The organism is Arthrospiribacter ruber, from assembly GCF_019343195.1.
GTDB classification, from domain to species: domain Bacteria; phylum Bacteroidota; class Bacteroidia; order Cytophagales; family Cyclobacteriaceae; genus Arthrospiribacter; species Arthrospiribacter ruber.
In genome coordinates, this window is the sequence record NZ_RPHB01000003.1 from 20,106 (window position 1) to 46,097 (window position 25,992).

The 25,992-nt window shown below is 39.5% G+C and carries 24 protein-coding genes; 15 read left to right on the forward strand and 9 right to left on the reverse strand.

Annotation, left to right across the window (positions count from 1 at the left end; translation table 11 throughout):
* Positions 1–91 precede the first annotated feature (91 nt).
* Positions 92–1,663: an Rne/Rng family ribonuclease gene (locus tag EGN73_RS06070; RefSeq protein WP_219287655.1), complete on the forward strand. Its 1,572-nt coding sequence runs from the start codon at positions 92–94 to the stop codon at positions 1,661–1,663.
* Positions 1,664–1,676: 13 nt separating this feature from the next.
* On the opposite strand, the gene EGN73_RS06075 is transcribed toward EGN73_RS06070, so the two are convergent.
* The 4 genes from EGN73_RS06075 to EGN73_RS06090 form a co-directional block, all read right to left on the reverse strand.
* Positions 1,677–1,856, reverse strand: coding sequence for a hypothetical protein (locus EGN73_RS06075; protein WP_219287656.1), 180 nt, complete (start codon positions 1,854–1,856; stop codon positions 1,677–1,679).
* A gap of 14 nt (positions 1,857–1,870) precedes the next feature.
* Entirely contained in the window at positions 1,871–2,332 is a 462-nt protein-coding gene (locus EGN73_RS06080; RefSeq protein ID WP_219287657.1) for a YehS family protein, read from the reverse strand.
* A gap of 520 nt (positions 2,333–2,852) precedes the next feature.
* Positions 2,853–3,584 carry an SIMPL domain-containing protein gene (locus EGN73_RS06085; protein ID WP_219287658.1) on the reverse strand — a complete coding sequence of 244 codons (732 nt, stop codon included), beginning with the start codon at positions 3,582–3,584 and terminating at the stop codon, positions 2,853–2,855.
* 191 nt (positions 3,585–3,775) lie between these two features.
* Positions 3,776–5,239 carry a M14 family metallopeptidase gene (locus tag EGN73_RS06090; RefSeq protein ID WP_219287659.1) on the reverse strand — a complete coding sequence of 488 codons (1,464 nt, stop codon included), beginning with the start codon at positions 5,237–5,239 and terminating at the stop codon, positions 3,776–3,778.
* A 90-nt stretch (positions 5,240–5,329) separates the two neighbouring features.
* On the opposite strand from EGN73_RS06090, the gene EGN73_RS06095 reads away from it, so the two are divergent.
* Positions 5,330–6,340, forward strand: coding sequence for a dipeptide epimerase (locus tag EGN73_RS06095; protein WP_219287660.1), 1,011 nt, complete (start codon positions 5,330–5,332; stop codon positions 6,338–6,340).
* Between the two features lie 190 nt (positions 6,341–6,530).
* Here EGN73_RS06095 and EGN73_RS06100 read toward each other — a convergent pair whose 3' ends face one another.
* Entirely contained in the window at positions 6,531–7,664 is a 1,134-nt protein-coding gene (locus EGN73_RS06100; RefSeq protein ID WP_219287661.1) for a DUF4221 family protein, read from the reverse strand.
* A gap of 214 nt (positions 7,665–7,878) precedes the next feature.
* On the opposite strand from EGN73_RS06100, the gene EGN73_RS06105 reads away from it, so the two are divergent.
* Positions 7,879–8,289, forward strand: coding sequence for a hypothetical protein (locus EGN73_RS06105; protein ID WP_219287662.1), 411 nt, complete (start codon positions 7,879–7,881; stop codon positions 8,287–8,289).
* A gap of 41 nt (positions 8,290–8,330) precedes the next feature.
* Positions 8,331–8,834, forward strand: coding sequence for a hypothetical protein (locus EGN73_RS06110; RefSeq protein WP_219287663.1), 504 nt, complete (start codon positions 8,331–8,333; stop codon positions 8,832–8,834).
* A 284-nt stretch (positions 8,835–9,118) separates the two neighbouring features.
* Here EGN73_RS06110 and gldJ read toward each other — a convergent pair whose 3' ends face one another.
* Together gldJ and mfd are read right to left on the reverse strand one after the other, a co-directional pair.
* Positions 9,119–10,342, reverse strand: a complete 1,224-nt coding sequence (gldJ, locus tag EGN73_RS06115) for a gliding motility lipoprotein GldJ (protein WP_219287664.1) — start codon at positions 10,340–10,342, stop codon at positions 9,119–9,121.
* Positions 10,343–10,523: 181 nt separating this feature from the next.
* Entirely contained in the window at positions 10,524–13,877 is a 3,354-nt protein-coding gene (gene mfd, locus EGN73_RS06120; RefSeq protein WP_219287665.1) for a transcription-repair coupling factor, read from the reverse strand.
* 112 nt (positions 13,878–13,989) lie between these two features.
* On the opposite strand from mfd, the gene EGN73_RS06125 reads away from it, so the two are divergent.
* From EGN73_RS06125 to EGN73_RS06140, 4 genes are all read left to right on the forward strand, one after another.
* A complete protein-coding gene (locus EGN73_RS06125) occupies positions 13,990–14,625 on the forward strand; it encodes a cytochrome c oxidase subunit 3 (RefSeq protein WP_343207092.1) in 636 nt (211 codons plus the stop codon).
* A gap of 40 nt (positions 14,626–14,665) precedes the next feature.
* A complete protein-coding gene (hflK, locus tag EGN73_RS06130) occupies positions 14,666–15,646 on the forward strand; it encodes an FtsH protease activity modulator HflK (RefSeq protein WP_219287666.1) in 981 nt (326 codons plus the stop codon).
* Positions 15,643–16,581 carry a protease modulator HflC gene (gene hflC, locus EGN73_RS06135; protein WP_219287667.1) on the forward strand — a complete coding sequence of 313 codons (939 nt, stop codon included), beginning with the start codon at positions 15,643–15,645 and terminating at the stop codon, positions 16,579–16,581. Before hflK ends, hflC begins: the two co-directional genes overlap by 4 nt.
* A gap of 75 nt (positions 16,582–16,656) precedes the next feature.
* Positions 16,657–17,091, forward strand: a complete 435-nt coding sequence (locus tag EGN73_RS06140; protein WP_219287668.1) for an SRPBCC family protein — start codon at positions 16,657–16,659, stop codon at positions 17,089–17,091.
* On the opposite strand, the gene EGN73_RS06145 is transcribed toward EGN73_RS06140, so the two are convergent.
* Positions 17,092–17,562, reverse strand: coding sequence for a Fur family transcriptional regulator (locus tag EGN73_RS06145; RefSeq protein WP_219287669.1), 471 nt, complete (start codon positions 17,560–17,562; stop codon positions 17,092–17,094).
* A 203-nt stretch (positions 17,563–17,765) separates the two neighbouring features.
* Between EGN73_RS06145 and EGN73_RS06150 the strand changes: the two genes are divergently transcribed.
* The 5 genes from EGN73_RS06150 (at position 17,766) to EGN73_RS06170 (ending at position 24,405) form a co-directional block, all read left to right on the forward strand.
* Positions 17,766–19,022: an aspartyl protease family protein gene (locus EGN73_RS06150; RefSeq protein ID WP_219287670.1), complete on the forward strand. Its 1,257-nt coding sequence runs from the start codon at positions 17,766–17,768 to the stop codon at positions 19,020–19,022.
* A 171-nt stretch (positions 19,023–19,193) separates the two neighbouring features.
* Positions 19,194–22,493, forward strand: a complete 3,300-nt coding sequence (locus tag EGN73_RS06155) for a PAS domain-containing sensor histidine kinase (RefSeq protein WP_219287671.1) — start codon at positions 19,194–19,196, stop codon at positions 22,491–22,493.
* Between the two features lie 68 nt (positions 22,494–22,561).
* Positions 22,562–23,152 carry a LemA family protein gene (locus tag EGN73_RS06160; RefSeq protein WP_219287672.1) on the forward strand — a complete coding sequence of 197 codons (591 nt, stop codon included), beginning with the start codon at positions 22,562–22,564 and terminating at the stop codon, positions 23,150–23,152.
* Between the two features lie 5 nt (positions 23,153–23,157).
* A complete protein-coding gene (locus EGN73_RS06165) occupies positions 23,158–23,592 on the forward strand; it encodes a TPM domain-containing protein (protein ID WP_219287673.1) in 435 nt (144 codons plus the stop codon).
* A 6-nt stretch (positions 23,593–23,598) separates the two neighbouring features.
* Complete coding sequence (locus tag EGN73_RS06170; protein ID WP_219287674.1) at positions 23,599–24,405, forward strand: TPM domain-containing protein; 807 nt, start codon at positions 23,599–23,601, stop codon at positions 24,403–24,405.
* 93 nt (positions 24,406–24,498) lie between these two features.
* Here the strand turns inward: EGN73_RS06170 and EGN73_RS06175 are convergent, their stop codons facing one another.
* On the reverse strand, positions 24,499–25,194 hold the full coding sequence (locus tag EGN73_RS06175; RefSeq protein ID WP_219287675.1) for a ComF family protein: 696 nt from the start codon (positions 25,192–25,194) through the stop codon (positions 24,499–24,501).
* A 79-nt stretch (positions 25,195–25,273) separates the two neighbouring features.
* On the opposite strand from EGN73_RS06175, the gene EGN73_RS06180 reads away from it, so the two are divergent.
* Together EGN73_RS06180 and EGN73_RS06185 are read left to right on the forward strand one after the other, a co-directional pair.
* On the forward strand, positions 25,274–25,630 hold the full coding sequence (locus EGN73_RS06180; protein ID WP_219287676.1) for a carboxymuconolactone decarboxylase family protein: 357 nt from the start codon (positions 25,274–25,276) through the stop codon (positions 25,628–25,630).
* The gene (locus tag EGN73_RS06185) at positions 25,623–25,985 is read left to right on the forward strand and encodes a hypothetical protein (protein ID WP_219287677.1); all 363 of its coding nucleotides are present in this window, start codon (positions 25,623–25,625) and stop codon (positions 25,983–25,985) included. Before EGN73_RS06180 ends, EGN73_RS06185 begins: the two co-directional genes overlap by 8 nt.
* Positions 25,986–25,992: the final 7 nt, after the last annotated feature.

Sequence of the window (25,992 nt, forward strand, 5' to 3'; positions counted from 1 at the left end):
TTAGAAAAAACAGACATAAGAAGAAGTAAGATTACTTCTTCTTTTTGAGTTTTTAAACAACACGTTCATTAAAATCTAAAAACAGACACGATTGAGCACAGAATTATTAATTGATTCGGCTCAAAACGGTAGTCGGATTGCTCTTCTCAAAGACAAAAGTCTGGTAGAACTTCACTCAGAAGGTGGGGAAAACCAGTTCAAAGTAGGTGATATCTACTTGGGGACAGTGAGAAAAATCGTCAATGGGCTCAATGCAGCATTCATTGACGTAGGCTATGAAAAGGATGCTTTTCTGCATTATCAGGACTTAGGTCCTCAGATCAACAGCTTAAATAAATTCTCCAAACTTGTCCGCAACAACAATTACCCAAACGTAAATCTGAAAGGATTTGAGAAAGAAGCTGACATAGAAAAACTTGGAAAAATCTCCAATGTTTTGTCAAAAAACAATCAGGTCTTGGTGCAGGTGGTCAAAGAGCCCATCTCCACCAAAGGCCCAAGACTATCTTGTGAGCTCTCCATCGCAGGTCGTTATTTGGTATTGGTGCCTTTTTCAGACACGGTCAATGTATCCAAAAAGATACGCAGTGCAGAAGAAAGAAAAAGACTAGTACGCCTTATTACCTCCATCAAGCCTTCCAATTTTGGCGTGATCATAAGGACGGTAGCTGAAGGTCAGTCAGTCACAGAACTTGACAAAGACCTTAGAAACCTCCTTACCACTTGGGAAGATGGAATGAAAAAGCTGACCAAAGCCAAAAGCCGCGACAAGATCATAGGAGAAATGAGTATGGCTTCTTCCATTATAAGAGACCTGCTCAACGAATCATTCGATGCAATCACCGTAGAGGATGAATTGATCTTTGATCAAATCAGGTCTTATATCAGGTCTATTGCCCCTGAAAAGGAAAAAATAGTCAAGCTTTTCAACGGAAAAGCGAAGCTCTTTGAAAGTTTTGGAATAGAAAAGCAAATCAAAAGCTTGTTTGGTCAGACTATAAGTCTTCCACAAGGAGGGTATCTAATCATAGAACATACCGAAGCCCTTCACGTCATTGACGTCAACAGTGGAAACAAGTCAAACCAAGAAAGTGACCAGGAAATGACGGCCTTAAAAACCAACCTGGTTGCAGCCAAAGAAATTGCCCGACAGTTGCGCCTCCGGGATATGGGAGGCATCATCGTCATTGACTTTATCGACATGAAAAAAGCCGAAAACAAAAAGGCTATTTACGATGCGATGAAAAATGAAATGAAAGATGATAGGTCCAAACACACCGTGCTGCCACTGACCAAATTTGGTCTGATGCAGATTACCCGGCAGCGTGTAAGACCAGAAGTCAACATTGTCACCAAAGAAACCTGTCCTTCTTGTAACGGTACAGGTAAGATCCAGGCTTCCATCTTGGTAGCCGATCAATTGGAAAAAGACCTCGAGCATATTGCTACTATCCAGAATGTTTCTGATATCCACATAGGATTACACCCTTACCTATTTGCCTATTTTACCAATGGCATGATTTCAAAAAGAGTAAGGTGGTTTTTCAAATACTTTAAGTGGGTAAAGCTGATAAAAGATTCTTCTCTACCTGTGACGGAATACAAATTCCTGGACGCTTCAGGAGAGGAAATAGAACTAACAGTAAAAAGCGAGACCGAATAGGTCCCGCTTTTTTTTATGAATTTTTGTTTCCAAATAATTGAACAACAAGGAGACCTGCTCCTCCACCAAACATAGCCCCTGTCAAAAAACCAATTAATTCAGTGCCTGGCGGAGTTAATATGCGAATAATAACTCCCGAGATAATCATTAATATAGCAAGGATAATTATAGTGTTTTTTTTCAATTTGTTCATTACAGAATATTCTTTCAATTAGGTCTAAATTTCATTTGCAAGCCCCTCAAAAAGTAACGCAATACCTGATCCTTACAATCCCTGTATTGGCTCTGGGTGGGCTTTCTGAATATCGCACTTAGCTCGTGTTTGGAAAACCTGAAATCAGCATCATCCAAAATCTGTAAGATATCTTCATCCCGCAACTCTAAAGCAATCCGAAGCTTCCGGAATATCATATTGTTGTTCAGCCTTTTTTCCGGCCTGGGTTCTTCCCCATCTCTTCTTCCTCTGTTTTTGATGATGAGACCATTTAGAAATGCGGCTAAATCCACGTCATATATCGACAAAAAATCAGGGTCTTCGTCTTTTTTAAGCCAATTGCTAATCTCTGTCCTGTCTGTCTGCCTTCCACCGTCTCTGAAGAGTTGAATCATCTGATCATCACCAAAATCAAAGGTGTACCTCAGTGACCTTAAAATATCATTGTTGTTCATAGCTGCAATTTAAACTCCTAGGAGCAAATTACCCTAAAGTTGCCCTAATTGATTCTGTGAAAATTTTTGGCCTTATAATAATGGCCCCCTCTAACTTATCCAATCCAAGTAGTTTCCTGAATGGATTAAATCTATTTCCCTGAAAATCAATCAAACTGACGGAATTTACACTAGGGCTTGCTGAAAAAGTCTCAGGTATGCCAGATTCAAAGCGGGCGAATGAAGATGTATGCTTATACTTCGAGTGAGCCCAATGAAGAAGATGGTATGCCTGAGACTAGCCTTAAAATTTCAAAATTCGAAATTTTAAGGAGCACGGAAATCAAGCTATAACATTGAATAAACGTGCACCTGCTAAAAAGAAATTACCTGACAAACGGGGTATTCATCAAAATTTAAAGAATTTATTCTTCAGTTGGCGTTTTTCAGCACGCCCTACATTAATTCCGTCAGCACAATGACTGATTTAACGTTAATTGCATCACTTCAATGGTCTTAGGTTATAAAAAATCCGCATCAATTACCTGACTGCATAGCTGAGCCGCATGGTAATGGAAGCCGTTTTTTCTTTTGAACTGGTATTGAAAGTACCTCCCCAAGAATAATCTTCCGTACTGTTTTGTCCTGTAATCTGAAAAATACCCATGTTGGCCGAGATCAACTTCCCAAGGCTAGCACCAGAGTTTTCGGCTATCCTTTCAGCCCTGAGCCTCGCATCCTCAGTAGCCTTTGAAATCATTTCAATTTTGAGGCTTTCAAGTTGGGTATAATAATACCTAGGAGATTGTGAATAAAAGCGTACACCTTGTATAAGCAACTCTGTTATTTCTCTGGAAATCTGCTCAACAGTTTCTACATCTCGGGATTCTATTTGTAATGATTGCTGCAGTTGATAGCCCTTAAAGGTTTGTCCCATATAATTACCCGAACTGCTGTAATTCTGCTCGTAAAGAGGGTTGGTATTGACTGCGTTGAAAACAATATTTTCTGAAGGTATCCCCTTTGAATTAAGGTATTTTGTGACCGCCTGCCGGTCTTTTTCCAATTCCGAATAAGCAGACTTGATATCAAAACTTTCCCGGCTAAAGTTGCCTTCCCAGACTATCAGATCTGAGGTAAAGTTCTGCTGACCCAGACCCGTTACATCTATTGTTCCTGATTTTTGATGCCTATTGATGAAAGCATTTCCCAAAAGTGCAGAAGCTACAATGATGGCCAGGGAGAAGATAAATGCCGATAAGTGCTTTTTCATAGGCCGGAGTATTTAGTTTTTATAGAGATACGAAACTTTGCCAGTTAAGATAGAAAAATTCCGATTTAGCTTAAACTTAGTTTTTGATATATGCATCTTACTTCTTGATAACCTTTCCTGATTTACAGGCTTAACCAACAACAAGCGATAAATTGAAGTTACTGGCAAAGAAGCATTTAATCAAATGGTATTTACATCAATCTTTGCTTGAAAGCTACTTTTTCTGGTTTGTCCAAATCTATCAAATAGCCATTGACCAAAGCGTATTTGAGATTTCCATTTTTTGCCAAAAAGAAATTTGGGACATTTCCCACACTGACCATATTCGGTATTCTGTTTTGATTTTTCAATACCAAAAGCGGTAGTCTATGTAAGGCCTTTCCTTCTTTTACTTTTATAGCGAGATACCCATTTCTCAATAATTCAAATGCTTCTTCCTGATCCAAATCTTCGGTTGAGTCGAATTCTTGGTCATAAATTTCTCCTTGTACGATTTCCATTTCAAAAGCATCTATCTCTTGATACCCATGAAAAATGGAAAGATCCCCCATATCATCTATGGATCCAGTAGCAAAATAATCTCCTGCCAGATCGGTTTCCTTTTTTCTTATTCCAATGTCTGCCCGGTATTGATAAACCCCTTTGGTAAGGTTCAGATTTCTGATTATTACATCCATCAGTTTAAATGAATTGTCCGGTATACCATAATAATCCTCAAGCTTGTATTTAGTATAGCTGCCATTTGCAATTAGCTGAAAAGAGTGCAACATAGCCATAAAATTCAGCTTTCTTATTTCCTGCTTTTCGGGATCATTGGGATACCCACCTGATTCTATTAATATGGTACTGGTACCCCATTTCTGAATATTGTCACCAAACGCCCTAGGTTCGAAGGCGTCGTCATACTTTCCAACATGACCGGGCTTTACCTGCTGCAACATCTCGTTCATGCCCACTATCACTTGCATGGCCCTTTGTCTGACCTCATTGACCTCAGTTTCATAATTGTAGGCAGGGGCCAAAACAGAAATTGTTGCTGGCTTTTCGGTATCCCCTACGGTATAAAATGTGGATTGGTCATGAAGATTGAATCCAAATTCTGGTGAAAATGAATCTCTGGCATTTTTGAGTATAACTGCTTCAGGTGAAGCCAACCTGAGCGCATCTCTATTGAGGTCAATATCAAGGGCATTTCTTCTAATCCATCGGTTCATTCCGTCTGGATTGAGCATAGGGATAAATCTTATAGTCAGCTCATTTTTCAAAAATTCACGAAGCTCATCATAGCCATCATTGCTGCCTTCTATAAAGTTGAACAGGTCAAACAATGCCATGGTAGCCGTACTTTCATTACCATGCATCTGTGACCAAAGCATCACCTTGGTTGGCCCATTGCCCCAAGTCATCTGATAAATGTCTCTACCCTCCACAGATTTTCCAATGGCTTCCACTTCAAAAACACCCTTGTTTCTGCCCTTTACCAAAGCTATTACATCTGAGTATTTGAAGCGCCGTTCAGCTACAGCACCTTCTTTTGAGCTTTCATAAGCTGATGCCAGTTGGTCCACGCTTAGCGGACTGAACTTTTCTTTGGGTTGACATTGCACCATAAGCAGTACCAAAAAAATAAATAGGGGAATAAGTGGAGTCTTCATAAACTAAGATTTCTTGAATTTCTTATACTAAGTTATGAACTTAGCCAAAAATATTAAGTTACTTTGATTCTATTACCAAAATTAATACAAATGAAGCTTTCATATTTTGTCAAAGACCTGCCACTCAAACATACTTTTACCATCGCGCATCAAAGCAGAGATGTACAGGATACAGTAATCGTAAAATTAGAAAATGAGGAGTATTATGGTCTAGGAGAAACCACCACCAATCCATTTTATGGGATGACTGCCGATAATATCACTGAGGCGCTTGAGGATGCAAAACAAAAAGTGGAGTCAAAAAACTGGAATAGTCCAGAGGAACTTTGGGAATTGTGTAGGGATGCCTTTTCACAAAACCCTTTTGCCCAATGCGCTTTGGATTTGGCTGCTTGGGACCTATTTACCAAAATGAAAGGGAAAAAGCTTTATGAATACCTTGGGCTTGATCCGAAAGTAATTCCTGTGACCAATTTCACTATAGGAATAGACACCACAGAGAAGATGGTAGAAAAAATGAAAGAGGTAGATTGGCCCCTTTACAAAATCAAACTGGGAACTGATCATGATCTGGATATCATCCGGGAGCTCAGAAAACATACTGATGCGGTATTCCGGATTGATGCCAACTGTGCCTGGACTGCCGAACAGGCAATCATTTATTCTGAGGAGCTACAGAAGTTGAATGTAGAATTTATGGAACAGCCTCTCGGAAAAGACGACTTAGAAGGTATGAAAGAAGTATTCAGGTACTCAAAGCTCCCTGTAATCGCAGATGAAAGCTGTATAGTGGAATCGGATGTAAAAAAATGCAGTGGATTGTTTCATGGTATCAATATCAAATTGGTCAAAGCCGGAGGGATAACCCCTGCATTGAGGATGATAAAAGAGGCCAAAAGCTTGGGTATGAAATGTATGGTAGGTTGTATGACCGAATCTTCTGTAGGCATCACCGCAATTGCCCATATTGCACCTTTGCTGGACTATGTGGATATGGATGGTGCTATGCTCCTCTCAAAAGACATTGCCAGAGGAGTGATCATCACGCCTGAAAAAGTAACCTTTCCGGACGGAAATGGGATAGGGGCGGAATTGATCTGAAGGTTGGGTGATTGATGAATTGTGTAAATGTGGACCTGTTTAATTGTGGAACTGTGTAAGAGATTAACTGATTATTGTTCTACCAAGTTATTGTAAATTAAGCTCTGGACTGCAATCAAAAGTCAGGCTTAAGGTCAAGCGATTGAGTTTTCACCTCTTGAATACTACTGGAATATTGGGTTTTTGAAATTTATTTTATGGAAAGTCGTACAAAGGCCATTTCATCATCCAGGTTAAGGTAAAGGTAGATTTTACCGTCTTTGACAAACTGCGGATTGGGTACTTTTATTCCTAAATCTGTAATTTCCTTTTCTCCCATCAATTCAAATTCCGGGCTTAGTATACTGATAAAACTCCTGTATCTGATCTCTTCATCAGCCACTTTTGGCAAGGCATAAGAGGCAAATCTATAAAACACTTCATTCTTATCATCCCAAAGAACTTTAGTAAAATTCACTTCCTCCCTGATCTCTGCGCTTACCTTTTGCATTTCTTCCTGAGAAGAAACTTCATTTTTATAGGTTCCTGTCTTCTCACTTGGGGTCAATACATTTTCATATTGGTGCAGGGTAAGGGAGTCCTTTTCAGGATCATATCGATAAATACTGTTATGGGAAGTGGTGTAAAAAAGGTTTTTACCCTGCCAGTTGACCATATTGAGACCTGGAAAAGTCATAGACATGGACCTACCATCATCAGATTTCCAGGACACTCTATACTTTTCTCGTTTGTCGAATTCAGGAAGCTCAATTTTTGTCCTAGTTTGGTTTTCAAAATCTATTATATAAATGTCAGAGTCGAGTTTTTGAAAGTTTGAAATACTGCTATATGCCTTTTGCCCATCTTCAGAAAATTCCATTAATGATAAAGTACTTCTTTCTTCCAAGCCCTCCATCATCCACGGTTCTTCCAGGCTAATTTTCTTTATTACTTTCCCTCTTAGATCAGTCACAGCCATTTTTTCTCCCCACCCAATAAAGGCCAACTGATCTTTGCCAACATACTTCATATAATAAGCATTTTGACCGACTCCATCTGGACCTTCCTTCTCTGCGGGTATTTTCTCTACAATTTCCAGTTTATTTAAATCGACCACTTCAATTTTGGAAGATTTCGAATCCCAGTGGTATAAACGCTCGTTGCCTGGGTCTATAGCATGCCCATACCCAGTAGTTGCTGCCATAAGTATCTCATCTTTGGAGTCAACCATTACAGTATCCGATACGACAGTGAAGTCCGAATATGCATTTGCCTGATCTGAGGATTCACGGTCTCCGCAGGAAACCAAAATAAGAGCCGAAAGGCCGAAAAGTAGCTTTCTCATAGTGTCTAATATTTTGATTGTTTAAAAAATTTTTCAATTGGCCAAGTTTTTCTACGAAATATATTAGTTCACAAAACTAATAACTTACTATATTAAACTAATAGGATAAAAAATACAAGATAAATATTCTCGAATTGAATAAATTAAGAAAAAAATTTACAGGTTTGTCAACAGAAAGGTAAAATGTTTCGTCTAGGTTTCATATGAAATAAAAATGAAAAAAATTTACATCTTGTTTGTCAGCCTTTTGGTACTGAGCTCCTGTATGGGAACAGATGATATGGAAATGGTCAATGCTGAGTTTCCACTGGGTATCTGGAAGCAGTCCTCGTGGAAAGGTGAAACTTTTGATCTGGAAAAAACCGTCAAACTTTCTGAAAACTCATTTGGCTACATTTTTAAAGCTGACGGCTCTTTGATTCAAAGATCCAATGCTGGTTGGTGTGGTACCCCTCCAGTAGTCACGGCAGATTATTCGGGTAAATGGACTTTGGCTGGAGATATCCTGAGTATAGAATCGGAGTTTTGGGGAGGAACCCAACTCCTCACATGGAAAATACTGCGTGTGAGCAATGGAAAAGCCTCAATAAAGTTTATTGATTCCGAATTCATTTATAACGAATAGCATAAATATTTACTTCTCTCACAAGATCAAACTTAAATGTTATGAAAAAGCTTTTACCATTCGCATTTTTAATTTTCTTCTTTTACTCCTGTATCGAAAGTAGCGAAGATTTCAGTAGTCAAACCTTAGAAGGAAGTTGGCTTAGAAAATTCGAAAATACTTACGAAGCATTGGATATCATCTATTCATTTGACCGAAATGGAACTTATGAAAACTTTATCATCCGAACAGGTAGTCAGGAGGAGCTGGAAAACGGGATTGTCGGTTATTACAAAGGAAATTACTCCATTTCTGAAGGAACAATTTTGTTCTCTGATAGAAGGTATTTTTATCCGGAAGTCTACGAAAACCCACCTTCGGTCCCGGAAGATCTGATAGAGCAAACCTCTTTTCCTATGGTCATTCAGTCAGCAGAGATTTCTTTTGAAGAAAATGAAATGGTGATGGTATTGATTTACGGCTGTAATGACATGATCCCTCAGGCTGATTTTATGTCTATATGTACAGAGCCAGAACCAAAGCGTTACGATAAGATTTTGGAATAAGCTTAAAATTTTTTTCCATGTTAGTCTTTATTAAAAGCCTCATCAATATTTGCTGAGGCTTTTTTTATTGTAGCCCTTAAATGTCGTCATATCCACGATGTTATAGGTTAGGAAAAAAGAAGCTTAAAAGTGATATGGAGCCCCATACAGGAAAATCTTTAAGTTCACTATTCCCTATTAGCACTCAAACCTAAAACCTGTTTGCCGCATGGACTGATTTGGGCATAAAAAAAGAGGCTGTCCTATTACAAAGACAGCCTCTTTTCTTAAACTTTTATTTCAGATTATTTTCCTTTTCCACCGATAGAGATCATGGCGCATCTGAATCCGATATGGTTAGTAGCAGAATCCTGATGTGCAAACCTTCTTGCACCAGGAGTCAACCAATAAGCCATATCTCTCCAAGATCCTCCTTTATACACCCTAAATTCATCTGTGATCAACATAGTTGTGTAGTTCTCTTCTTCATCGTAAATTCCATCCTGTCTCAATGGGTTGAGGTCGTCAAAATCCTGGAATGAAAGTGGTCGATAAACGTCACCCACCCATTCATTGACGTTACCTGCCATATGATACAATCCAAAATCATTTGGTGGCATGTCATACACATTGGTAGGAAGGATCTCTCCATCATTGACTTTACTACCTGCGATACCGGCATAGTCACCGCGACCTCGCTTAAAGTTGGCAAGGAAATCACCTTGTCTTCCTTTTCTTTTTATATTGTATGGGTTTCTTACCCCTCTACCATCCCAAGGATAGATTCTTCCGTTTTCCTGGTTCTCATCCATATACTGAGTACCAATCATTGCTTTGGCAGCATATTCCCATTCACCTTCGTTAGGAAGTCTGTATTCGGCGATAGCTACCCCTCTTTCAATCAATTGCCTCTTGGTCAGGGCAGAATCAACTTTGTTTTGTTCTCTTATGATATTGGATACAAATTCTGTTCTCCACTTGGCATAAGTATTTGCTTGTGTCCAGGAAACACCTGCCACTGGATAAAAATTAAAGCCTGGGAACCTGAAATAATAGGTATCATAAAGATCATTGTAGTTCATGGCGCCAGCCCAAACATGTTCCTTAGGTTCTAATTTCTGAAGAGAATCAGCACTTACTTTTTTACCCATGTAAAACAAAAACTCTCGGTAATCCACATTGGTAACTTCTGTCTCATCCATATAAAAAGAAGCGATGGTGACAGTTCTCTCTAAATTATCTCTGAAACCCATGATATCCTGCTCCTGAGAACCCAGAACTGTACGGCCACCTTGGATGTACTTCAACCTTGGACCTACTTTTTGTTCTGCAAATTTTGCTACAAAGAATTTGGAGCTGTCATTGATGTCTTTACTAAATTCAGCACCTGTAGAGGCGCTGGCCTTGCCAGGCTTATTTGCGGTTCTTCGGCCATAGCCGGGTTGTCTGTTACAGGAAGATAGGATGGCTCCACCAACGATCAGCACCATTGCTGCTATCATTCCCAAGTTACTTTTTCGAAAAACCATTTGACAATACTGTTTTTTGTGCACAATTAGAACGCTAATATATAATCATTAATATCTTATCCCAAAGAATTTTTTTTGGAGCCAAAATGTCCAAAACCACAAAAATGGCCTAAAATCAAAGGATAATACAAATATCTTTCCCCTAAAAGCAATTATCCTGCCATTAAAATTTTTTCAAATTTTAACCTTTTTTCATATCCTCCAACCATTTTTTTGCTTTTGAAATGCTATCCACTCCTGAAATGTGCAAAATGAGTCTGTTTTTGTATTCTTTCATTTTGGTCTTTCTGGGCTGGGTCTGAACAAAACGAATGATTTTCCCAAAAGTATCTGACTTATAGTATTTTTCTTTGGATGAGGGTAGAAAATAACATTTCATCACTCCACCTTTCAATGCAAGTTTTTCAAAACCAAGACTTTCTGCCATCCACCTCAACCTTACCGTTTCAAACAGGTCCTTCACTACTTCCGGTACCGGGCCAAACCTGTCTTTGATGGACTGTACAAATGGCTCCAGCTCTTCTTCTGTTTTTATATTGTCCAGTTTGGAATAAAGGTTTAATCTCTCGGAAATATTGGACACATAGTCTTCAGGTATCAACAGCTCAAAATCTGTCTCGATCACGCAATCCTGTACTAAAACCTCCACTTTTTCTTTGAGATCCACTTCAAACAATTCCGCAAACTCATTTTCTTTCAGCTCTTGTACCGCCTCATCCAGAATCTTATGGTACATGTCAAAGCCCAAATCGGTGATAAAACCACTTTGCTCAGCTCCTAAAAGGTTTCCTGCACCCCGGATATCAAGGTCCCGCATGGCTACTTTAAAACCATCACCCAAATCAGAAAACTCTTCCAGGGTCTGAAGTCTTTTTCTGGCTTCAGGTGTAAGACCGGAAGTAGGAGTGGTCAATAGGTAGCAGAATGCTTTTTTATTGCTTCTTCCAACACGGCCTCTCATCTGGTGCAGATCACTCAGGCCAAACATGTGCGCCCTGTTGATGATTATGGTATTGGCATTAGGGATATCCAAGCCGGATTCAATGATATTGGTAGAAACCAATACATCGTATTCTCCTTCGATGAATTTGACCATTATCTTCTCCAGCTTTTTGCCATCCATCTGCCCATGTGCACCTGCCACTCGGGCATCCGGCACCAGCCTCATGATCAGGTTGGCTATGGAATCAATTTCACCTACTCTATTGTGTACAAAAAATACCTGCCCACCTCTTCTCAACTCATAAGCTACAGCATCACGGATGACTTCCTCTTGGAAAGTGTGTATTTCAGTAGTCACAGGTTGTCGGTTGGGCGGAGGAGTGGCAATGACAGAAAGATCTCTGGCACCCATCAATGAGAAATGAAGTGTCCTGGGAATAGGAGTGGCTGTAAGGGTAAGCACATCCACATTTACTTTCATTTCTTTAAGCTGGTCTTTGACCTTGACACCAAATTTTTGCTCTTCATCTATCACCAACAAGCCCAGGTCTTTGAACTTCATGTCCTTATTGACAATCCTGTGTGTCCCCACAAGGATGTCAATCTCACCTGAATTTACCTGTTTTGCGATTTCTTTTATTTCCTTGGCTGTTCTGAACCGGTTGATGTACTCCGTTTTTACCGGAAAATCTTTCAGCCTCTCGCTGAATGTCTGATAATGCTGCATGGCCAGAATGGTAGTTGGTACCAAAATAGCCACTTGCTTCCGGTCATTAAGGGCTTTGAATGCTGCCCGGATGGCCACTTCTGTTTTTCCAAAACCTACATCTCCGCACACAAGCCTGTCCATGGGATAGGGTTTCTCCATATCAGCCTTAACATCAGCCGTGGCAAGTGCCTGATCGGGTGTATCTTCAAATACAAACGAACTTTCCAACTCTACCTGCAATACAGAATCCTGACTGAAGCGGAAGCCTGGGGCATTTCTTCTTTTGGCATAAAGGGCTATGAGTTCTTTGGCAATGTCTTTTACTTTACCTTTTACCTTTTTCTTCTTGTTTTCCCATTCCGGTGAGCCCAACTTTGACATGATTGGCATGGTGCCTTCCTGTCCTGAGTATTTGGAAATCTTATGTATGGAATGAATATTCACATAAAGAAGGTCATCATCTCTGAATACCAGACGTACCGCCTCCTGTAATTTACCGCTGACGTCCACTTTTTCCAAACCTGCAAATCGCCCAACTCCATAATCCACATGGACTACAAAATCACCTGGATGAAGGGCTTTGATTTCCCTAAGCGTAAGTGCCTTAGACTTACTCGCTTTGTTTTTGGTTTTATACCTATGGAAACGCTCAAAAATCTGATGGTCCGTATAGCAGGCAATTTGTAGGTTTTTGTCAACAAAACCCTCCCTCAGACCAATCTGAAGCGGCTGCACCTTAAGAGTAGGATCCAATTCCTGAAAAATATTTTCCAAGCGATTGATCTGCTTATCAGACTCTGAACATATCACGTTAAGCCAACCCTGCCTTTCGTTGGATACAAGATTTTCGACCAACAACTCAAAGTTCTTGTTGAATGAGGGCTGGGGCTGGGATTCAAACTGAAATACCTCTGCACCTTCGAAATAGAATTTATGGCCAAACTCCGCCTTAAAAAACCTTTCAACACTCTTTAAAAATGCCTGAGAGTCATCAAATAAATCCTGAGGTTTTAACAGCAATTTATCGTTTTGATGGGTTTCAGTAATCTGGTGAAATGACTTTTCTGCTTTAGAAAAATGCTCATTTAAAGTATCTAGGGTAAATTGATAATCCTTAAACCAAATAAATGTGTCTTCGGGAAGAAAATCCAAAAACGACTGCCTTACCTCTTGGAGAAACTTGGTCTGCACATTCGGAATGATACTGATTTGATCGATATTGTCTATCGAAAGCTGTGTTTCCGGGTCAAAAGTCCGGATACTTTCGATTTCTTTTCCAAAAAGCTCAAGCCTAAACGGCAATTCATTGGCATAGGAAAAAATATCCACTATTCCTCCCCTTATAGAAAATTGCCCCGGTTCAAATACAAAATCCGTTTTTTCAAAATCGTATGTTGAAAGCAACTCAGCAATGAATTCCAGATCTACCTTTTCCCCTACTTTGGCTTTGAGTGTATTTTCAGCTAATGACTTTTTATTGATTACCTTTTCATAAAGCGCCTCAGCATAAGTGACAATGATTTCTGAGTCTTTTTCTTTAGCCAATATCCTGTTAAGAATTTCGGCGCGCATCAGAATATTCGCATTTTCTACCTCTTCATATTGATAAGGCCTTTTGTAGCTGGAAGGAAAAAGCAAAGTAGTCTGCCCTCCCAGCAATTCCTGCAAATCGTTGTTCAGATATGCTGCTTCTTCTTTATCATGGGCAATAATGAGGTGAAAGCCTCTTTTTTTTCTGAAAACAGTTGCAAAAATGACCATATCCAAACTGCCAGACATGCCTTTGAACTGAAAGGTTCTATTTTGATTCTGATCCAATCTCGTGACCAAAGTTTGAATAAAGGGATCGGACTCGTATAGGGATAGAAAAGCGGATTTTTCCAAAATATGATAGAATTCAGATTGAGGCGTAAAGTTAGGAAAATGATTCCTTTTTGTATGTATTGGATGTCAAGACCAAATTGTGTACAAAAAGCTGAACCTAGACCCACACAAAATGTTTAAGGGTAAGAGGAAAGTAATAATGGACAGAACTGAAGAAAACTGGTTTCAAAAGATAGAAAACATGCATCCGTACCAAACTTTGATGTATTTAGGAATGTTCGGTAGCGGTTTGATTTTTTTGTTTATGACTGTGGCTTTTTTGGCTACTGCTACCGGTAACCTGGATGCTGTAGGTTTTCGAATGCCCAAATCTTTTATTCTTAGCACCTTCGTCATACTAATTTCGGGATATACGGTATCCAAAATGTTGAAATTTTACCTTCAGGAATCCATCAAAGACCTTAGAAAAGCCCTTATGCTAACTTTTTGGCTTGGAGTGGTATTTTGCATACTTCAGGTAATCGGCTGGAAAGAGCTAACTTCCATGGGTGTGGATTTTACAGGCCTCCCAAGTGGCAGTTTTTTATATGTATTGAGCGGCATCCATTTGTTTCATTTAGGTGGTGCCATGGTATTTGCGATGATCATGACTGTCCAATATCATAAGAAGGAAAAAGATGAAATTCAGGAGATTGTGATGCTGACCAATCCATTTGAAAAAATGCGCATACAACTTTTTACGCGTTATTGGTATTTCATGGATTTGATTTGGTTGGTGCTCTTTATGATTTTTGTCCTTACCTTTTGAATCCGATATTTAAAAAATTCAATTAAATAAACCTTAAAAAATGTCAGACAATAGATATGAAATCAATATTGATCCAGATTGGGTGAAAAAATATGCCCTCAGGATTGTACTTGGGTTTTTGCTTTTGGCTGCGGCTGTCACAAGTACCAAAACGGTAGGTCCGGAAGAAGAGGGTGTGGTCCTTCAGCTGGGCAAATACAATAGGACAGTTCAGCCGGGTCTCAATTTTATCCTCCCATATGGATTGGAAAGCATGTACAAGATTCCCGTTCAGCGTCAATTGAAACAGGAGTTTGGCTTCAGAACTCAAAGTGCCGGAAGACAGACGGAATATTCCAAAAGCAACTTCGGAGAAGAATCAATGATGTTGACCGGTGACCTCAATCTGACAGATGTGGAATGGGTAGTACAATACCGGATTGTGGATTCTTACAAATACCTATTCAGGGTAAGAAATGCAGAAAAAACCCTCAGAGACATGTCAGAAGCTGCCATGAGAAAAATCGTAGGAGACAGAACAGTCAATGAGGTACTCACTGTAGGCAGACAGGAAGTGGCTTCGAGTGTGGAAGTCTTACTTCAGGAAATGTGTGATGAGTATGAAAATGGGATCCGAATAGACCAGGTCGTACTTCAGGATGTCAACCCACCTGAACCCGTCAAGCCATCCTTCAATGCAGTCAATGAAGCCCAGCAAGAAAGGGAAACCCTCATCAACCAAGCTGAAGCCGAATATAATAGGGTGATCCCAAGAGCAAGGGGAGAGGCATTGGAAACGATACAGCTGGCAGAAGCTTATGCCCTCAACAGGGTCAACCGTGCTCAGGGTGAGGCTACCAGGTTCAACAACTTGTTTGAGGCATACGTCAAAGCACCGGAGGTGACCAAGCAAAGGCTATATCTTGAGACTATGGAAAGGGTCTTACCAAAGCTGGGCAACAAAATCATCGTCGATGAAAAAGGCAATAATGTGTTGCCGCTATTGAATATTGACAAAGCAAAAACTACTCCTACACCATGAGCACTTCAAAAACACTATTGACAATTCTCATTGCTGTGTTGGCTATTGCGGCTTTCAGCAGCGTCTATATTCTTGAGGAAACTCAGCAGGCCATTGTGACACAGTTTGGCCGTCCTGTTGGTGAACCAAGAACCACCCCAGGGCTTAATTTCAAGGTGCCTTTTCTGCACAAGGTGCAGTTTTTTGACAAAAGATACCTGGAGTGGGACGGTGACCAAAACCAAGTGCCTACCAAGGACAAGAAATTCATCTTTGTAGACACCTATGCAAGGTGGGAAATCACTAATCCGCTTCAGTTTTTTATCCGATTGAGAGATGAACGCTCAGCCCAGTCCAGACTTGATGATATTTTGGATGGTGAGACCAGAAATGCGGTAGCCAGCCATGACTTACTAGACTTGGTGAGATCCAGAAACAGGGATCCGGAAATTACTGAAGACTTTATGGAGGAGATCGAGATTTTGGAAGACATCTCTGTCGGACGGGCCAATATTGAAAAAATCATTTTGGAAAAAGCCAACGAAAGGACTTCTGATCTGGGAGTGAGGATTTTGGACTTTCGGTTTAAAAGGATGAATTACGTAGATGAAGTCAGAGACAGGGTTTACGATAGAATGATCAGTGAGAGAAACAGAATTGCAGACCAATTCAGGTCTGAAGGACAAGGCGAAGCCCGAAAAATCGAAGGGGACAAAGAAAGAGACCTTGCACAAATCCAGTCAGAGGCCTTTAGACAAGCGGAAGAAATCAAAGGACGTGCAGATGCTGAAGCTACGGATATCTATGCTGCGGCTTACAACAAAAACAGGCAGTCTGTAGACCTTTACAAATTTGTGAGGTCGATGGAAAGCTTCGAAAAATCCATGGATGAAAACACCAGCTTGATTTTAACTTCAGATTCGGAGTTTTTCAAATACCTAAGAAGACTTAATTGACCAATAAAAAGAGGCAGACAATCACTTTCTGCCTCTTTTTTTTAAACATTCTTCAATGAAATCACTTTTTGAAATATGAAAATCACCCTAAGTACTTCTGTAAAACAGGATTATCTTTCTGTCAAAAGAGGGTTCAATGAAAGCCTTTTCAAAAAGTTAAGCCCTCCTTTTCCACCGGTCAAATTATTAAGGTTTGATGGTTCCTCCAAAGGGGACATAGTTAGTTTAGAGCTGAATTTTTTGATTTTTAAGCAAAAGTGGATCTCAGAAATCACAGATGACCATACAGACGAGGGAGAATTTTACTTTATCGATGAAGGAATTCAATTGCCATTTTTTCTGGGTAAATGGAAGCACAAACACAGGATTATTGATCAGGAAAAAGGCACGGTAATTCGTGATGAAATAGAGTATCAAGGACCAAATGCTTTGATGAGCGTGCTTTTGTATCCGGCTCTTTACCTGCAGTTTTTGTACAGAAAGCCCATTTACAAAAAAATATTTCGCTGATCAGATGATCCGGAGGTTGTCGCAGTCTTCGATCTGACAATCCCCATAAAGCACAAGTGAATGGCTGCTGATGGCCGATTGGAACTCTCTTCCCATGGCTTCTTTGATCAAGGTGAGTCTATCGTCCGAAAATTCCCTGATTTTGCGGCATTGATTGCATACATGATGATCATGGTGCTTGTAGGTCAATGCCTGTTCGTAAAGGGCAACTTTATCTTTGAATTGATGCTTTACAGCCAACCCACACTCCACCAAAAGATCCAAAGTGTTATAAATAGTGGCTCGGCTGATGGAGTAGCCTTTATTTCTCATCAAGAGAAAGAGCCCTTCCACATCAATATGCTCATCTTGCGGAAGCCCATATAGCTCATCGATCACAGAAAACCTTTCCGGAGTTTTTCTGCTCCCCTGACGGTTAAGAAAGTTTTCAAAAATCTTCTTTGCTTTTTCTACCACTGATTTTTCGGCCATGCTCTTATTGTCTAAAAATTAAAGATGCAGGATTTTTTAGATTTTTTCAAAAAATAGATACACCTTCGGTCATGTAATCTTGCTAATCCATTGATTTTTAAAATATTCTTTGATTTTTATAACAAGTAGTTCCTAATGTAGTATAGATAAATAGTAGTAAATTTTAACTATCTTATCTACATAACCCAAATTACCCGGACTTCATGATATTAAAATCGCTGTATTACGGTTTTTTGTTCAACATCATACTGCTTTTGTCTCTTTCGGCTCAGGTACCTGGATTTTATGTAAAAGAAGAAGCAAGAAAAACAGAGTTGCCTTTTTTGGCATCCAACAACCTTATAATAGTACCAGTTTCTATCAATGATGGTCCTCCAATCAATTTTTTGATTGACACTGGTGTCAAAACCAATATCCTGTTCAGTAAAACCTTAGGAGACCAATTAGAGCTGAACTATACACGAAAGCTGAATCTCATGGGAGCAGATGGCAAAACAGTCCTTACTGCCAATGTTTCCCCGACCAACCACCTGGACTTAGGACCAATTGAAGGTATCTCCCAAACTGTACTGGTATTGGATTCTGATTTTTTTGAACTTGAAGCTGTGATCGGTATCCCGGTTTTCGGTGTCTTGGGATATGAATTTTTTAAATACAATCCAGTCAAAATCGATTATGATAAAAACATCATTACTTTTTATGAAACAAATGCCATGCGCTGGAGGCCCTTCGGATATAGAAAAATAGATTTGAACATCGAAAATGGTAAACCTTATATCAATGGAAAAATCAAACAGATAGTCGGAGAAGAACTGAAAGCCAAGCTTCTGATAGACCTTGGTGCGAATCACGGTCTTCTTTTGAACAGGGAAACAACGGATGCGATTACAATCCCACCCAAACACATAGAATCTGACCTGGGCAGGTCTCTCGGTGGAGATTTATTTGGCTTGATCGGAAGAACAAAGGTCACAAACCTTGGAGGACTTAGGTTCAAAGAGGTGATTACCTCTTATCCTGAAGAAACTGAATTCAGCTATGTCATCAAGGAAAGTGGTAGGCAAGGAAGTCTAGGGTCAGAATTACTGGGAAAAACTAAACTCATACTTGATTACAGAAGGGAACGAATGTTATTCAGAAAAGGCAACAAATTTAACGATCCATTTGAATATGACATGAGTGGCATAATGCCAAGAATGATGCCTACTGAAGATGTTCGTTACATAGCCAATAGCGTCAGAGAAGATTCACCTGCTTACAATGCCGGTGTAAGGGTTGGAGATGAAATTACAAGCATTAATGGTATTCCAGCAGATTTTTGGGACCTCTCTGATATGGTCAAACTTTTTAGGTCTGAGCCTGGAAGAGAAGTGAGATTGTCATTGAAGCGCTATAAAAGTAATGACCCGAACGATTTTGAAGCCATCAATATCAGTTTTCAACTTGAAAGGCAAATTTAGAACCCTATAAATATTCATTTTGCTTGAGTAATAAAGCTGCTTTTTATTAAAATTCTAGTCTTTGGTGGTATATTCCATAAATTAGGTTTGTTTTACTATCTTTGAATAATTATAATGAATTGAGCTGTAAGTTGTTGAATTTTAAAATCTTCTATTGCTGGAAGTAAACCAATGTCCCGGAAAAATACGGTACTTTTTCAAAATATACTTCTTACCCTAAAACGGTATAAAGAGGGGAACTATGAGCTTTTGTATATATCATCAGAAATAAAGAAGATCCTTGAAAAAGGCGATAAATTCTACGAAGAGTCATTCTTTCAAGCCCTATTTCCAACTTTGCCCGAGCACCTTTTTGATTATCTTTTTGAAAAACTTGGAAAAGGGGAAAAACTACAGTGTCCCATTATCATAAACAAAAAATCATTTTTGTTCATTGCTATTGAGGGCTATGTCATCGCGCAAGAAGACCAGTCCTATTTGATAAATGCGCTTATTTCTCCCTCTGATTGGCGAAGTAATGTCAGGTATTCCTGGTTGATCCAACCCGAAAAAAGTATAGTTTTACCAGCATTTGGACAGGATTTAAAGATAAATGACACCCACAGCTGGGTCAAATTTATCCAAGGAAAATTCGATTTTTTACCTAAGTCACAAATCGAAATATTTGTCGGAGATCCTTTAAATGCAAAGCTTGAGGTGTTTCCAAGACACCTTTATCTGACCAAAAAAGGCTTGGAAAACAATATGCTCCTAATCCAACTTGAGTTTTTCAACTCCTATATTCCGGATGAAAAGTACCCTGTTAATCCAGACAAAAAAGACAATGGCCTATATTATTATGATTATTCTCCCCAAACAGATAAAGTCACCTGGACTGGAAAGATGCAGAAGTTGTTGGGCTATGATGCTTCCTTTTTCGAGAATTTCACAGGAGAAGACTGGAAAAAACTAATCCATCCTGAAGACCGTCACGGGTATAAAATCAATTATGCCCACAACAGTAAACTCAATTACCGGGTATTGCACAGAGAAGGACATTATATCTTTGTCCAGGACGAAATCAAAAAATTCGAAACAGGAACTGAAGGTATTTATCTAGGCGTCATCACAGACGTAACAGCACTCAAAGAAATAGAAAAGGATCTTATCAAAAACAAGTCAGTTCTTGACGAGCTAACTGGGGTGGTTCCAGGGATGGTGTACCTTCTCCAGGCTTACCCTGATCATACTCATAAGTTTCTATTTGTGAGTGAAGGTTCTTCAAACCTTTTTGGTCTTAAACCGGAACAGATTATAGAAGATGAAGGGTATTTGGATAAAGCCATCCATCCCGAAGATAGGGAGCTGGTACACAATGCTGACAGGCTTGCCTACCTCAATGATTCCAAATTTGAAGCCTACTTCCGGATACTTACACTGGATGGACAGACCAAATGGGTATATGGTGCATCCAATAGGCTGAAGAAATATACAAAAGAATCGATCTGGGCCGGCTTCTTCGTAGATTTCACATATACCAAAGAAAAGGAGAAGGAGTCTTCCATTCACCTCAATAGGTATAAGACCCTTTTTGAGGAAAATCCATTGCCTATCCTCCAATACGACCAGAATGGTCATATACTCGATGCCAATAAGTCTTTCATCAAGAAAATCGACTTATCCGATACGAGCTCTTTAATAGGACAAAACATATTTCGATTAGTCGGAGACAACCCCATTAAAAATGCCTACTTAGACAGTATCCAGAAAGGATCCGGCTTCTATGAAGGACCCTATATCAGCGCTTTTACCAAAAAACTTTTTCATCTAAGAGTCAATGCCAAGGAAATAGAAAAAGGAAAATATTATCAGGCCATACTCGAAGACATCAGTGAACAGGAGTTTGTCCACAATACCGTGTCCCACCTGACCGAAAACACCTCGCGATACAGCGGTAGAGAATATTTCGACGCCCTTACCCAGTTATTGTCATCCAAGCTGGAAATGAACCATTGTTTTATTGCAGAAATCAGTGAGGATACAAATACTGCTAAAATTCTTTCCTATTCCCGCAACCAAAAGAAAGAAGAAAACTTTTCTTATTCTCTGGAAGGCACACCCTGCAAAATGTGTCTGGACAGAAATGAACCATTAATTATCCAAAAGGATGCACATGAATTGTTTCCTTCTGATGATGTTTTAGTAAAAATGGGTATTTCTACTTATTTGGCTGTACCTATTACGGATTTGGAAGAAAATAGACTTGGGATACTCGTGTTGCTTGATGAGAAACCCAAGCCTTACAGTCAAAGGCTTTCAGGCTTACTCACCATTTTGTCTGATAGAGTTGGGGCAGAGCTGAACAGGATAAATTATGAATCCAAACTTCTTGCCTCAGAGCAGTTGTTCAGAAGCATAGCTGAAAATTTTCCTAAGGGAACCATTGAAGTATTGGACGAGAACCTGATTTACATACACACTGATGGAAAAGAGTATAAAAATAAAGGGATAGACCCTAGAAAGCTCATAGGAACCCCACATCTTGCCAAATATGAAAACTATATAGCCGGAGAGGTTAGGGCAAGATTGGACAGAGTTTTGAAAGGAGAATCCGTTATGTTTGAGGTAGTAATAGGTACTCAATACTACCTCAAAAGTGCAGTGCCCTTGCAAAATAACAAGGGAAAAATTGACCGAATTTTATTATTTACCCAAAACATCACCGAAACCAAGCTCGCTGAGGAAGAACGGGAACAACTTATCCGGGACCTTAAATCACAGAACGAAGAACTGCAAAGATTTGCCTACATCATTTCTCACAACCTTCGGGCACCGATAGTCAATATCTCTTCACTTTTGGAATTATACGATCAAAATTATCCCAATAATCCGGAAAATGAAGAAATCATTCATAATCTAAAAGTTTCTACAGAAATATTAAATGGTACTTTGGAAGACTTAATAGAAGTGGTTTCGATTAAAAAGAACAAGCTTCCTAAAATCGAAAAAATCTCTTTCGAAAAAATCATGCGGAATGTGGAAAAAAGTCTCGCAAAACAGATTTCAGAAGCTAAGGCCATCATCCACAAAGATTTTTCAGAAGCAAGCCATATTAATTATATTTACTCTCATCTTGAGAATTTTCTGATCAACCTGACCACTAATTCTATCAAGTACAAACACCCAGAAAGAGAACCGGTTATTTCCATCAAAACTAGGAAAGAACATGAATTCACTGTTTTGGAATACAGTGACAACGGAATAGGCATAGACCTGGATAGGTATGGGGACAGGATTTTTGGACTTTATCAAAGGTTTCATTCCCATGTAGAAGGCAAAGGTTTGGGCTTATATTTGGTAAGGGAACAAATCCGTGCCCATGATGGCAACTTGACAATAGAAAGCAAAGTGGGAGTAGGAACAACCTTTCAAATTTTTCTAAGAAACTTAAAGATTTCTACCTTTGAAATAGCAAAAGAAAGTCTGCCATAAAATAAACCCAACCTGATAAAATCAATCCCCGTAATAGTGCAAAGATTCACTAAACTTAAAAACTTACTATGAAAAAAGCTTGGATTCCTATTTTGGTGATCGGTCTGATTGCCTTATTTGTTTACACAAAGGCTGTAGGTGTGTACAATATATTTGTGCAAAATGAAGAAACCATCAATGGCCAATGGGCAGAGGTGGAAACCCAGTATCAGAGGAGGGCGGACCTTATTCCAAACTTGGTAAATACAGTGCGGGGATATGCGGATTTTGAACAGCAAACCCTCACTCAAGTAGTAGAAGCAAGGGCCAAAGCCACTTCCATCAATTTGAATGCAGATGACCTAAGTCCTGAGAATATTGCAAGGTTTCAGGAAGCACAGGATCAATTAAGCGGTTCACTGAGCCGACTTTTGGTAGCGGTGGAAAGATACCCTGATCTTAAAGCCAACCAAAACTTCCTGGAACTTCAGGCGCAGCTTGAAGGTACAGAAAATAGGATTGCAGTGGCCAGAAGAAATTTCAATCAATCTGTACAATCTTACAATTCCAACCTTAGGACATTTCCCAACAACGTTTTCGCCGGTTGGTATGGCTTTGAAAGAAAAGGATACTTTGAAGCAGCTCAAGGTGCAGAAACAGCGCCTAGCGTACAATTCTAAGAGATATGCCTGAAAAGTTATTTTCCGCATCTGACAGATCCAGCATTATAGCAGCGATCAAAGCAGCCGAGAGAAAAACTTCCGGCGAATTGCAGGTCCATATTGAGAATCATTGCAGCGATGATGTCATGGATAGAGCTGCTGAGGTTTTTGAAATCCTCAAGATGCACAAAACGAAGGAAAGAAATGCTGTCTTATTTTACCTTGCCATTGAAGATCATAAGTTTGCCATTTTAGGAGACTGTGGCATCAATGCCGTAGTTCCTGAGAATTTTTGGGTAGAGATAAAAGACATGATGATCGACCAATTCAAAAAGGGGGCCTATACCCAAGGACTCTGTAAAGGCATAGAATTAAGTGGACAGGCACTACAAAAACATTTCCCATTTGACCGTAAAGGTGACATCAATGAATTACCTGACGAAATTTCCTTTGGATAAAGCATTATGAGTTTGAGATTTCTATTGACCTGCATCTTTTTCTTATCGGTAAGTTTGTTATTTGCCCAAACTGATTTTCCAGACGTACCTCAACCGCCAAGGTTAGTAAATGATTTTACCAACACTTTGTCCGATCAGGAGTCTTCTAACCTGGAAAGAAAGTTAAGGGCATACAATGACAGCACGTCGACTCAAGTTACTATTGTAATGATCAGGTCTGTAGGGCCTTATGACATCAGTGATTATACTTTCCAATTGGGCGACAAATGGGGTATTGGCCAAAAAGACAAAGACAATGGGGTACTGATACTTGCAGCAATGGAGGACCGAAAAGTGTTCATTGCTACTGGATATGGTATGGAAGGAGTAATACCGGATGCTTTGGCAAAAAGAATTGTAAGCCAATTAATTGTGCCAAATTTCCGAATGGAAGACTATTATGTGGGCTTGGACAAAGCCACAGATATGATTTTCAAATTGGCTTCCGGAGAATATCAGGCAGATAAAGTAACGTCTTCCGGAGAAAATTTTGGAGCTCTGATCTTCTTTCTGATCATGGTATTCCTTTTTGTAATCATTCCCATAATAAAAAATAGGAAAGATAATGACAACCACATGGGTGGTAAAGGTGGAAATGTTGACCTTTTTACTACCATCATGCTGGCAAATATGCTGAAAGGCGGTAGTAAGGGAAAGTTTGGAGACTTTTCATCAGGCCGAGGTTCCTTTGGCGGGGGAGGATTCGGAGGAGGAAGCTTTGGCGGTTTTGGAGGAGGATCTTTCGGAGGCGGCGGCGCCGGGGGAAGTTGGTAAAAGGTTACAATTTTGAAAGGAAAATTATCTATTCTAGCCTTTTATTTCGAAGCCTGGTCCAAATAGTTACTTATTGAAATTATTCAATTTGTATTAAGTTTTTCCTGCTGCAATCACCGCCAGATCCACTGATTTGGACTTATTTTCCAAAAGCTTATTGGTACATGACACCAGTGTAGCACCTGTCGTCATGACATCATCCACCAATAAAATTCTTTTCCCTATAACTTCATCTGGATTTATCACGCTAAATACATCTTCAACATTGCTTAACCTTTCCATCCTGGATTTTTGGGTTTGGGTTTCGGTAAAAACCATCCTTTCTAAGGCCAAACTTACCGGAATTTCTAAAGACTGATGTAGACCAATGGCAAACTGTTCACTTTGGTTGTAGCCTCTTCTTTTCTTTTTTGTAGCATGCAAAGGAACCGGAGTAATCATATCCCAGTTATTCTCAAAGCCGGTTGATTTAAGCAGTTGCCCATAAATTCTTCCCAATTCAATGCCCACTTCGGGTTTGTTACGGTATTTGAGCAGATGAAGTAATCGTTGGCTGTCCCCCTTTTTGGTAAACCTTAAAAAGGACATCACCAGGTTAGGTTGGGTCAGCCCAAGGATTTTGGTAACAAGGTCATTGTTCTGCGGTCTCAGGTGATAATTGGTGACAGGAAGGTTTCCAATACAGATCCTGCAAAGCTGATCTTCAAAATCAAAAAGACTGCGCTTGCAAAGACAACAGGTCTTGGGAAAGACCAAGGACAAAAAATCATCAATTATAGGCATTTGCATATCAAAAAGGCTTTTAATGACTGAACGACAGTAAAATACCTGCTATATTTGCAGGTTATACATAAGCTCACAAAATTTAATGAATTTAATAGAAGAGTTCAACAATTATAGAGGTCAGATGAATGAAAAAATCATGGCTTCTGACAACAAAGTCATAAAAAGGTTTTTTAACCTGGATACAAATACCTATGCCGAAGGCGCTATTGACGTCAAAAGTAAAGAGATGATAGGCTTGGCCTGCTCAATGGTATTGAGGTGTGACGATTGTGTTAAGTATCATTTGGGCAAATGTTTTGAAGCAGGCTTAAACAAGAAAGAGGTATTTGAGGTATTTTCTATTGCAACTGTGATAGGGGGATCCATTGTAATTCCCCATTTAAGGAGGGCTGTTGAATATTGGGAACTATTGGAAAAAGAAGGATCAAAGGATGTTTAAAAAAGATTTAGATCTTGAAAAACGTTGGGGCAAATTGCTGATAGGCCTGGAAAGTGTGATCGGAAAAAAACCAAAAGATCTGAATGCCGTCCTTTTCCTTATAGGTGTTCAAGAACTGGGTCAAGGCCATAAGCAGTTTACAAAAGAGCAAAAACAGGATCTCATGCATATAGCTATATGCAAAGTCCTAAGTTTGGCTGGCTTTTACGAACTCGACTTCATTGATCAAGAGGGTTGGCCGCATTGGAAGCTTATAAAAAAACTACCGCATTTTGATATCCTGGAACAAGAGAAATTACTTAAAATCCAGGTGTTGGAATATTTTGAACAAGAATATCAGATAGAAATAAAGTAAGAATTCA